The sequence below is a fragment of the Variovorax sp. PvP013 genome, from assembly GCF_050435945.1.
GTDB lineage: Bacteria > Pseudomonadota > Gammaproteobacteria > Burkholderiales > Burkholderiaceae_C > Variovorax.
Map to the genome: position 1 here is coordinate 1 of NZ_JBNDLF010000021.1, position 10,403 is coordinate 10,403.

Consider the following 10,403-nt stretch of genomic DNA (forward strand, 5'->3'; position numbering starts at 1 on the left):
ACGCTGCCCGGGGCCGCCTGCCTCGCCCCGGCGATCTCGCCCAGGTCGCCGCGCGCCACGCGCTGCGCCGCCACGCTCAGCTCGGCCGGCTCCGCCCCCAGCGAGCCCAGGATCCTGCGCGTGATGAACAGACCCAGCGCCGCCGCCGTGAAGACCGCGAAGCAGCTCAGGCCCACGAGGATGTTTCGCTGGCTGGCATAAGCGAAGGCCGAGAAATCGGCGTCGGCCTTCGATTCCTCGTCGTTGACTTCGACGTTTTCCTTGATCGCCGCCTGCAATTCGGTGAACAAGGGACGGCAGACCGTATTGATCTTTTCGATGGCCTGATCGCGCTTGCCGGAAACGGCCAGTTCCACGATCAGCAGGGCGGTATTCTCGTATTGGGTTTCGATGCGCTCGATCCGGTCGAAAATCGCCTTTTCCCGATCCGACACATTGGCGCCGCCCGTCACCGCGGATTTGAATTTCCTGAACGTCGTCTTCAGTTTCTCATTGGCATCGACCGCCATGGTTCTGGCGACATTCTGTTCCGCGGCCGTGGTGACCAATACCAGGTCCCGCACGCCGATGGCGCGACGGTTGGCGATGGCCGCGAGTTCGCTCAGAAGGGCCTGCCTTTCTCCGATGCCGTGGACATAGCTGGAGAACCGTTTGTTCGATTCGCTCAGCGAGTTCGTGGCCAGCACGCTCACCAGCAGGACCAGGACGGCGAGCACCGCAAAGGCGCCCACGATGAGTTGTCTGGTAGTGAACTTTTTCATTGCCGCCGCTCAAGAGTAGTTAAGAATCCCGAAATCCAATTTCTTATATCGAATGCCGATCATCGAAATTGAAAATATTCATTTCCAAGCTTCGACTGATTCGAGATTTTCTTGAGGCTTATCTGGCGTCTTCGCGCGCACGAACCGCAGCCGGTTCGCGCGGACGGTCCCGCGCATGGTGATGTACCACCTGCAGCATGGAAAATCAATTTGGAATCGCATCTGACAACCATGGTATTCAGGTGCAATTCAATGGCTCGCGGGGCGGGGCGTCGAATTGAATTCGCCGCGAATTGAATGCGCCGCGATCCGGTCCGATGCTCCGATGGACCGCCGTCGCATCCGGGTCGGGCCGATTCCGGAACGCCCGACGTGCCGGGGTTCCGCATCGCGACGTCGGATCGGAGACGGGATGCGGGCCGAGGCCGGCATCGCGCACGGCGACGCCGTTCCGTGGGGCGTCGCCGGCCGTCCGCGCCGACTCGGCGCGCGGCACGCGGTCGTCGTGTGCAAGCACGGGGGAAATGCTCGACAGCGCCGAAGAGGATCGGGTATCTTTTTGCTTTCGATGCACGGCCGTCGGCGCCGTCGGATGCCCGGGTCCCGTCCGGACGGCCGAATCTCCTTCTTCAATCCTTCCAAGTCCTGATCCGGAACGTCGCTTGACCCTGACCGACAACGCCCTGATCGGTCGCCTCGTCGGCGCCGATCGCACCCGTTTCCTCGACCTCTGCGAGAAAGTCCCGTTGAGTCGCACGGCGTGCCTGTTCCAGCCCGGAGAGACGATCGACCACGTCTATTTCCCCGCGGCCGGTTTCGTCTGTCTCCTGGCGCACGAGCCGAACGCCGCGGGACTGATCATCGCGATGGTGGGCCGGGAAGGCATGCTCGATCCCCGCGCGATCCTGGGGATCGCGCAGACACCGGTGCAGGCCCCGGTCCAGAGCGAGGGTTGGGCCTGGCGGATGCCCACCGAGGTGTTCCAGCGGCAGCTGGAGGTCAGTCCGGCGCTCAAGCGCCTCATGAACCGCTACGTGGCGGTGGTGTTGAACCAGTCCGCGACGCTCGCCCTGTGCCTGCGCTACCACGAGGTCGGGGCGCGCCTGGCGCGGTGGCTCCTGATGAGCCAGGACCGCACCGGCTCGAGCCACTGCCAGGTCACCCATGAATCCCTGAGCGCCATGCTGGGCGTGCGGCGCGTGAGCATCACCACGGCGGCGAACGCGCTGCAGCGGCGCGGCGCCATCAGCTACCACCGCGGCGACATCCAGATACTCGATCGCTCCGTGCTGGCGCACGTGGCCTGCAACTGCTACCGCGCCGATCGGCAGAGCTACGAAGAACTGATGGGATGAGCGCTCCTCGACCCGCCCGGCTCGCTCACCGCGGGCGGCCCAGTTCGACGACCGGCGCGAAGCCGCCGTAGATCATCCGTTTGCCGTCGAAGGGCATCGGGTTCCTGGCCGGATCCATGCGGGGATCCTTCATCATCTCTTCCATCTTCCCCATGGCGGCGTCCCGGGTCGCCTTGTCCGGCCATTCGATCCAGGAGAACACCACCGTCTCGTCGGCGGTCGCCTGGACGGCCCGCTGGAAATCGGTCTGCCGGCCTGCCTGGACGTCGTCGCCCCAGCATTCGAAGCTCCTGAGCGCGCCGTGTTCGATGAACACCGCGTTCGCCCGGGTGGCGTGCTCGACGAATTCCTGTTTCCGGGCCGTCGGCACGGCCAATACGAAGCCATCGACATAGGACATCGCGGTCTCCTCGCGTCAAGGTCCATCGAAGAAGGATCGGTGGATTCCGTCGCGAATGGTGGAGCCATCGGACCCGGCTCGCCATCCTGGCTTCTCCCGAGGGGCGCGTCGAACCGCAGGTGACACCCGTCCCCCCCGATCCGGGGACGCCGTGGCGAAAGGGCACAGAACCCGGTGGCGCGATCGCGCCGTGGTGCGCAGCGCCGCGCCATCGGCGCGCGAGGACCGCCCCGACGAGACGACCCCGTCCTCGTTGGTGCCGAGGGCGTCGCTGGCCGAGGCCGAGGCCCGTCCGCTCCTCCCGGAACGCCGTGACCGCCGGGGCCGCCGGATGGCGACGACGCGGCGGCGCCCGAAGGCGTGCCGGTTCAGTAGCGCTCGAGCCAGTGGGCGTAGGGGGCGGGAAGCGTCCAGGAGGGACGCTCCACCCCCAGCTCCCTGGCGGCCGCGTAGGCCCAGTGCGGATCGGCCAGGTGGGCCTTGCCGACCATGACCACGTCGAGCTGCTCGTCGCGCACGGTCCGCTCGGCCACCGCCGGCGTGCCGAAGCCCCAGGCCGACGACACCGGGATGCCGGCCTCGCGGCGCACGCGCTGGGCGATCGGGCCCATGAATGCCGAGCCCCAGGGAATCGTGGCGGCCGGCGTGGAGAAACCGATGCTGACGCTCAGCATGTCGAGGCCGGCCGCCTTGAACCGGCGCGTCAGGGCGATCGACTCGACCAGGGTCTGCTCGTCGCGGCCGTCGAACTCCAGCACCCCGAAGCGCACGGTCAACGGCAGGTTCTCCGGCCAGACCTCGCGCACCGCTTCGAGGGTTTCGAGCAGGAAGCGGCCGCGGTTCTCGGCGCTGCCGCCGTAGCCGTCGTCGCGCTGGTTCGACGCGGCGGCGAAGAAGCTCTGCGCCAGGTAGCCGTGGGCGAAGTGCAGTTCCAGCCATTCGAAGCCCACGTCGCGCGCGCGGCGGGCGGCGTCGACGAAGTCCCGGCGCACGCGGGCGATGTCCTCGAGCGTCATGGCGCGCGGCTGTCGGGCCAGTCCGGGACCGAAGGCGATCGCCGACGGCGCGATGGTCTGCCAGCCGCGGGCGTCGCCTTCGGCGATGTGGTCGTCGCCTTCCCAGGGACGGTTGGCGCTGGCCTTGCGGCCCGCATGGCCGATCTGGATGCCCGGCACCGCGCCGGCCGTCTTGATGGTGCGCACGATCGGCGCGAAGGCCTGCGCCAGGTCGTCGTTCCAGATGCCCGCGCAGCCGGGGGTGATGCGGCCCTCCGGCGACACGGCGGTGGCTTCGACGACGACCAGCCCGGCGCCGCCGCGTGCCATGGAGGCATAGTGGCTCAGGTGCCAGTCGTTGACCAAGCCGTCGGTGGCGGAGTACTGGCACATCGGCGGCACGGCGATGCGGTTGCGCAGGGTGATGGATTTGAGCGTGAACGGCTGGAACAGGGCGGACATGGCGCTTCTTCGCGAAGAGGGGGAAAACGGGAGGAGGGGTCGTTATTTCGATAGTTATCGAACTAACGATGAAGTCTACCCCACGGCTTATGATCGCGTGCATGCGTCCCATGAAACACCCCGCCGCCGCCGAGCTGATCCTCGAGCGGGTGCTCTACGCGCTGAGCGATCCGGTGCGGCTGGAGATCGTGCGCCACCTGGCGGGCGTGCCGGAGGCGAGTTGCGGCGACCTCGACGGCGGACGGCCGAAGTCGACCGTCTCGCATCACTTCCGGGTGCTGCGCGAAGCGGGCCTGATCCAGACCGCGTGCGCCGGCACGACCCACATGAACCGGCTGCGGCGTGCCGAACTCGACGCCCGGTTTCCCGGACTGATGGATGCGATCCTGGCGCAGCGCCTGAGTAACATGCCCGCGTGAGACCACACACGGCTTGCCGGTCCGAGCGGGAATGATCCATGGAACTGAAATGGCTGGAAGACTTCCTGAGCCTGTCGCGCACGCGCAGCTTCTCGCGCACCGCCACCGAGCGGTTCTGCACGCAGTCGGCGTTGAGCCGGCGCATCAAGGCACTGGAACTCTGGGTCGGCACGACGCTGGTCGACCGCAGCGTCTACCCGACCGCGCTGACCCAGGCCGGACTGGCGTTCCGTGACACCGCCGAGGAGGTGACGCGGCAGCTCCTGGAAGTGCGCGACGACCTGCGCGGCCGTCTGCAAACGGGCAGCGACGCGGTCACCATCGCCGCCTTGCACGCGCTGACGGTGGACTGCTTCCCGCGCTGGCTCCAGGCCTGCCAGCAGCGCATCGGCCCGTTCGACGTCCGGCTCGTGCCCGACAACCTGCACGACTGCGTCCGCGCCTTGAACGAAGGCAGCTGCGACCTGATGCTGTCCTATGCGCACGCGTCGTTCGCGGTGCTGCTCGACCCCCGGCTCTTCCCGTCGATCCTGCTGATGACCGAGCGCTTCCTGCCGGTCAGCCGTCCCGATGCCGACGGGCGGGCGCTGTTCGCGCTGCCGGGCAAGCGCCGCGAGCCGCTGCCCTACCTGGCCTACGGCCCCGCCACCATGCTCGGGCAGGCGGCCGATTTCGTCCTCAAGCGCCAGCAGCAGGAGGGCGTCCACCTGCGCTGCTGCTACGAGAACCCCATGGCGGAGGGACTCAAGCCGCTGGTCAAGGCCGGCCACGGCATCGCCTGGATGCCCAGCGGCCTGATCGAGCGGGAACTGGCCCGCGGCGAACTGGTGCCCGCGGGCGACGCCGGCTGGGAACTGGAACTGGAGACCCGCCTGTATCGCCGCGCCGACGTCGGGAAGCCGCGCGTGCTGCAGGCCTGGTCGGCGCTCGGCGACGGCCTGCCGGCGTGATCTAAGGGAAAGTCCCGAGACCCGTCGGAGGGCGTGCCGGAGCGCCGCGCACCACGGCGCGCGGCACCGCGCGCATGTCATGCGCGCCGCGCAAGCATCCATGCGCGCGGCGCAACGGGCACGCGAGCGCCGCATGCGGCCCGCCGATCACGTCATTGGACGCCGTCGGGGGCGCTGCCTACGCTCGGGGTCGACGGGTGGATGACGAAGAGAGCGTGGCAGTCCCGCCGCGCAGCGTCCCCCCCGCCCCCCCCTCAGGACACCCATCGTGGATCACGCCCCGGCCGACGCCGCGGCCGCCCTCCAGGCCCTCGCGGACGTCACCGCCGCCCACCTCCCGACCGTCGCCACCCGCCTCGAGCACGACCTGATCGGCGACCGCGACGTGCCGGCCGACGCCTATTGGGGCGTTCACACGCTGCGCGCGGTCGAGAACTTCCCCATCACCGGCACCTCGATCGCCATCTATCCCGACCTGATCGCCGCGCTGGCCTGCATCAAGCAGTCCGCGGCCGAGGCCAACCGCGACCTCGGCCTGCTCGACGCGCGGCGCTGCGACGCCATCGTCGCGGCCTGCCGCGAGCTGCGCGACGGCCGCCTGCACGAGCAGTTCGTCGTCGACGTGATCCAGGGCGGCGCCGGCACCTCGACCAACATGAACGCCAACGAGGTGATCGCCAACCGCGCGCTCGAACTGCTCGGCCACGCCAAGGGCGACTACCGCCACCTGCACCCGAACGACCACGTCAACCTCGGCCAGAGCACCAACGACGTCTATCCGACGGCGCTGAAGGTCGCCGGCCACTTCGGCATCCTGCGCCTGATCGACGCCATGGCCGTGCTGCGCCGATCCTTCGAGCGCAAGGCCGAGGAGTTCGCCGACGTGCTCAAGATGGGCCGCACCCAGCTGCAGGACGCCGTGCCGATGACCCTGGGCCAGGAGTTCTCGACCTATGCCGTGATGCTCGGCGAGGACGAGCAGCGCCTGCGCGAGGCGGTGGCGCTGGTGCACGAGATCAACCTCGGCGGCACCGCCATCGGCACCGGCATCACCGCCCACCCCGACTACGCGGCGCGGGTGCGCGAGCGGCTGTCGGCCAACACGGGCATCGCGCTGGTGACGGCGCCCAACCTGATCGAGGCGACGCAGGACTGCGGCGCCTTCGTGCAGCTCTCGGGCGTGCTCAAGCGCGTGGCGGTGAAACTGTCGAAGACCTGCAACGACCTGCGCCTGCTCTCCAGCGGACCGCGCGCGGGGCTCGGCGAGATCAACCTGCCGGCGATGCAGGCGGGCTCCTCGATCATGCCGGGCAAGGTCAACCCGGTGATCCCGGAGGTGGTCAACCAGGTGGCGTTCGAGGTCATCGGCAACGACCTGACCATCAGCTTCGCGGCCGAGGGCGGCCAGCTGCAGCTCAACGCCTTCGAGCCCATCATCGCCCACAGCCTGTTCAAGAGCGTGACCCACCTGCGCCAGGCCTGCCTGACGCTGGCCGGGCGCTGCGTCGACGGCATCACCGCCAACCGCGAGCACCTCGCCGGGCTGGTGCGCAACTCGATCGGCATCGTCACGGCGCTCAACCCGTACATCGGCTACCGCAACGCCACCGAGGTGGCGCAGCACGCGCACGCCACGGGCGGCAGCGTCTACCGCATCGTGCTCGAGCGCGGACTGCTCACGCAGGCCCAGCTCGACCACCTGCTGCGTCCCGAGGCACTGACCACGCCGCAGCCGCTCGGGACGACACCGCTCTGAGCGCCCGCACCCAGGAGACAGACATGCTCGTGAACAAGAAGAAACCCAATGCGCTGGTGCGCTGGATCATGGCGGCCATGGTGATGGGCATCGCCGTCGGCTATGCCTGCCACGCGCTGGCGCCCGACGCCGCGGCGGCCCGGGACATCGCCCGCTACTTCAACATCGCCACCGACGTGTTCCTGCGCATGATCAAGATGGTGGTCGCGCCGCTGGTGTTCGCCACGCTGGTCGCGGGCATCGCCAGCATGGGCGACGCCAGGGCGGTCGGCCGCGTCGGCGCCAAGGCGCTCGGCTGGTTCGTCAGCGCGTCGCTGGTGTCGCTGGCGCTGGGGCTGGTGTTCGTCAACCTGCTGCAGCCCGGCGCCTCGCTCGGCCTGCCGCTGCCCGACGTCGGCGCCGCCACCCACCTCAAGACCGCCTCGCTCAACCTGGCGGACTTCGTCACGCAGCTGGTGCCCACCAGCATCGCGCAGGCCATGTCGACCAACGCCATCCTGCAGATCCTGGTGTTCTCGCTGTTCTTCGGCTTCGCCATCTCGGCCCTGCCGCGCGAGGCCACGGCGACCACCGTGCGCTTCGTCGACGAGCTGGTGGTCATCATGCTCAAGCTGACCGACTTCGTCATGAAGTTCGCCCCGGTGGGCGTGTTCGCCGCCATCGCGTCGGTCATCACCACCCAGGGCCTGGGCGTGCTGGTGACCTACGGCAAGTTCATCGGCGGCTTCTACCTGGGGCTGGCCGTCCTGTGGCTGGTGCTCGCCGGCGTCGGCGCCGCCTGCCTCGGAGCGCGCCCGATGGTCCGGCTGCTGCGCCTGCTGCGCGAGCCGACGCTCATCGCCTTCTCCACCGCCAGCAGCGAATCGGCCTACCCGAAGATGATGGAGCAGCTCAAGGCCTTCGGCGTGCGCCAGCGCATCGCCAGCTTCGTGCTGCCGCTGGGCTACTCGTTCAACCTCGACGGCTCGATGATGTACCAGGCCTTCGCCGCCGTCTTCGTCGCCCAGGCCTTCGGCATCGAGATGTCCCTGGGCACGCAGATCACCATGCTGCTGGTGCTGATGGTCTCGAGCAAGGGCATCGCCGGCGTGCCGCGCGCCTCGCTGGTGGTGGTGGCGGCGGTGCTGCCGATGTTCGGCCTGCCCGAGGCCGGCCTGCTGCTGATCATGGGCATCGACCAGTTCCTCGACATGGGCCGCACGGCGACCAACGTCATCGGCAACGGCATCGCCAGCGCGGTCGTCGCCAAGTGGGAGGGCGGCCTGCGCACCGACGGCGGCGTCGACGAGGAGGAGGACGAGGTCGCGACCACCGCCGGCGTGCCGCAGGCGGTTCCCGCCCTCGTCGCCTGATCCGTCGACGCGTCCGGCGCGGGACGCCCACTCCGCCGGGGGCTGCCCGCGACCGGGCGCCGGCGGTCGATGGCGAGCGGATCGGATTCGTTGCGATCTCCGGGGTCGACGAGGAAAGCGGCAGCCATCCTTCCTCCGGGGATGTGTCCGGACGGCTTTCATGGGACGATGCGGATCCACGAAGGACGGTCGACATGAAACCCCACGGCATCCGGAAATCGGTGTTCCTCCTCATGGGCCTCACCTGCCTCGCGACGACTCCCGCGCGCGGCGCGGCGGGCGATTTCCAGAGGGCGGTCGACAGCTTCAGGAACTGCCAGGTGCATCGCAATCCCTTCGCCACGATGCTGTTGCGCACCGTCGCCGCGCCGGCGGCCGACCGTCGCGGGCCGCCGCAGCGCATGCAGGGCGAGATCGAGGGCGCCATCGTCCACGAGACCGAACGGGAGTTCCAGACGGCCACCGTCCGTCCGGCCGGACCCGCGCGCTTCGCGGGCCTGCCGGTGTCGTCCCTCGCGGCGACGACCTGCAGGGAGGGCGAGTGCGGCATGGCCGTCTACACGTTGAATTTCGACGGCGCCGCCGCCACGGCGCGCCGCAGGCTCGCCGCGGTGGCCGTCCAGTCGCGCCGCGCCGGCGGCCGGCTCGAATTCGTCGATCGCGGCGCCCGGGGCGCCTCGCTGGTCTGCGACTTCAGCACCTGACGACCGTCCGGCCCCCGTCCCCTCCAAACTGTTTCCTCTCGCTACCTTCCATGATCCGGGTCTTCCTCAGCCATCCTCCGAGCCAGCGGGCCGCCTACTACGGCGACCGCGCCGTCGCCGCGCTGCGGCGGGTCGCCTCGATCCGTTTCAATCCCGACGAAGCCGACCTCGATCCGGAGCGGCTGACGGCGCTGGCGGGCGACTGCGACGTCATCGTCTCGTACCGCCGGACGGCGGGCGACGCCGCGCTGTTCGACGCCTTGCCGAACCTCAAGGCCTTCGTGCGCTGCGCCATCGACATCCGCAACGTCGACCTGGACGCGGCCGGCCGTCACGGCGTGCTGGTCACGCAGGCCAGCGCCGGCTTCGTCGCCTCGGTCGCCGAGTGGATCGTCGGCGCGATGATCGACCTGGCGCGCCACGTCAGCGCCTCGGTCGGCCACTACCGCGCCGGCCGCGACGCGCCGCCCCTGATGGGCCGCGAGCTGCGCGGCTCGACCGTCGGGATCGTCGGCTACGGTCGGATCGCCAGGTATTTCGGCACGCTGGCGTCGGCCTTCGGCATGGACGTCGTGGTCCACGACCCGCATGCGACGGTCGACGGACCCGGGCCGCGTCGGGTCGGGTTCGACGCGCTGCTCGGCATGTCCGACTTCGTCGTCTGCCTCGCGGCGGCGACGGCGGCGACCGAGAACCTGATGGACGCGCGTGCCTTCGCGCGGATGAAGCGCGACGCGTACTTCGTCAATGCCGCGCGGGGCGACCTGGTCGACGAGGCGGCGCTGATCGACGCGCTCGACGCCGGGCGCATCGCCGGCTGCGCGCTCGACGTCGGCCGCGCGCCCGACCAGATGCCCTCGCCGCGGGTCGCCGCACATCCGAAGGTGATCGCCACGCCGCACGTCGGAGGCCTCACGCCGCCGGCCGTCGAGCACCAGGCGATGGAGACGGTGGCGCAGGTGGCCGACCTCGTCCGGGGCCGCGTGCCGGCCGGCGCGGTCAACGCCGAGGCGGCCTTCCGCTGGCGCGGGGCGTACGCGTCGGCGTCGTGAGTCCGATCCCGCCGGACACGGCGACGGGACGGGCGTTCCGGCCGTCAGTCCTGGCTCGGACGCCGGCCGTCGCGCAGGCCCGGCGCCCAGCGCTCGACGCGGTCGCGCCCGGCGGCCTTGGCCGCGTACATGGCCGCGTCGGCGCGCTGGAGCAGCGCGTCCACCCCCGCCACCCCCGGGGCCATCGTCGCCACGCC

10 protein-coding genes are annotated in these 10,403 nt (G+C 69.8%); 7 read left to right on the plus strand and 3 right to left on the minus strand.

Going from position 1 to position 10,403, the window contains the following annotated elements:
* Positions 1 to 761 (minus strand): MCP four helix bundle domain-containing protein (locus ABID77_RS22445; RefSeq protein ID WP_429600694.1); only part of this gene is annotated, 761 nt, incomplete at its 3' end.
* A 662-nt stretch (positions 762 to 1,423) separates the two neighbouring features.
* On the opposite strand from ABID77_RS22445, the gene ABID77_RS22450 reads away from it, so the two are divergent.
* On the plus strand, positions 1,424 to 2,116 hold the full coding sequence (locus ABID77_RS22450) for a Crp/Fnr family transcriptional regulator (RefSeq protein WP_429600696.1): 693 nt from the start codon (positions 1,424 to 1,426) through the stop codon (positions 2,114 to 2,116).
* Between the two features lie 25 nt (positions 2,117 to 2,141).
* Here the strand turns inward: ABID77_RS22450 and ABID77_RS22455 are convergent, their stop codons facing one another.
* Positions 2,142 to 2,516 (minus strand): DUF1428 domain-containing protein, encoded by a 375-nt coding sequence (locus ABID77_RS22455; RefSeq protein ID WP_429600698.1) that lies wholly within the window; start codon positions 2,514 to 2,516, stop codon positions 2,142 to 2,144.
* A 368-nt stretch (positions 2,517 to 2,884) separates the two neighbouring features.
* Positions 2,885 to 3,973 carry an NADH:flavin oxidoreductase/NADH oxidase gene (locus ABID77_RS22460; protein WP_429600700.1) on the minus strand — a complete coding sequence of 363 codons (1,089 nt, stop codon included), beginning with the start codon at positions 3,971 to 3,973 and terminating at the stop codon, positions 2,885 to 2,887.
* A gap of 101 nt (positions 3,974 to 4,074) precedes the next feature.
* Here ABID77_RS22460 and ABID77_RS22465 point away from each other — a divergent pair, with 101 nt between their 5' ends.
* From ABID77_RS22465 to ABID77_RS22490, 6 genes are all read left to right on the plus strand, one after another.
* Positions 4,075 to 4,392, plus strand: coding sequence for an ArsR/SmtB family transcription factor (locus tag ABID77_RS22465; RefSeq protein ID WP_429600702.1), 318 nt, complete (start codon positions 4,075 to 4,077; stop codon positions 4,390 to 4,392).
* Between the two features lie 38 nt (positions 4,393 to 4,430).
* Complete coding sequence (locus ABID77_RS22470; RefSeq protein ID WP_429600704.1) at positions 4,431 to 5,342, plus strand: LysR family transcriptional regulator; 912 nt, start codon at positions 4,431 to 4,433, stop codon at positions 5,340 to 5,342.
* Positions 5,343 to 5,610: 268 nt separating this feature from the next.
* Positions 5,611 to 7,098, plus strand: a complete 1,488-nt coding sequence (gene aspA, locus ABID77_RS22475) for an aspartate ammonia-lyase (RefSeq protein ID WP_429600706.1) — start codon at positions 5,611 to 5,613, stop codon at positions 7,096 to 7,098.
* A gap of 23 nt (positions 7,099 to 7,121) precedes the next feature.
* Complete coding sequence (locus ABID77_RS22480; protein ID WP_429600708.1) at positions 7,122 to 8,450, plus strand: dicarboxylate/amino acid:cation symporter; 1,329 nt, start codon at positions 7,122 to 7,124, stop codon at positions 8,448 to 8,450.
* Between the two features lie 194 nt (positions 8,451 to 8,644).
* On the plus strand, positions 8,645 to 9,154 hold the full coding sequence (locus ABID77_RS22485) for a hypothetical protein (RefSeq protein ID WP_429600710.1): 510 nt from the start codon (positions 8,645 to 8,647) through the stop codon (positions 9,152 to 9,154).
* A gap of 50 nt (positions 9,155 to 9,204) precedes the next feature.
* Positions 9,205 to 10,206, plus strand: coding sequence for a hydroxyacid dehydrogenase (locus ABID77_RS22490; protein ID WP_429600712.1), 1,002 nt, complete (start codon positions 9,205 to 9,207; stop codon positions 10,204 to 10,206).
* Positions 10,207 to 10,403: the final 197 nt, after the last annotated feature.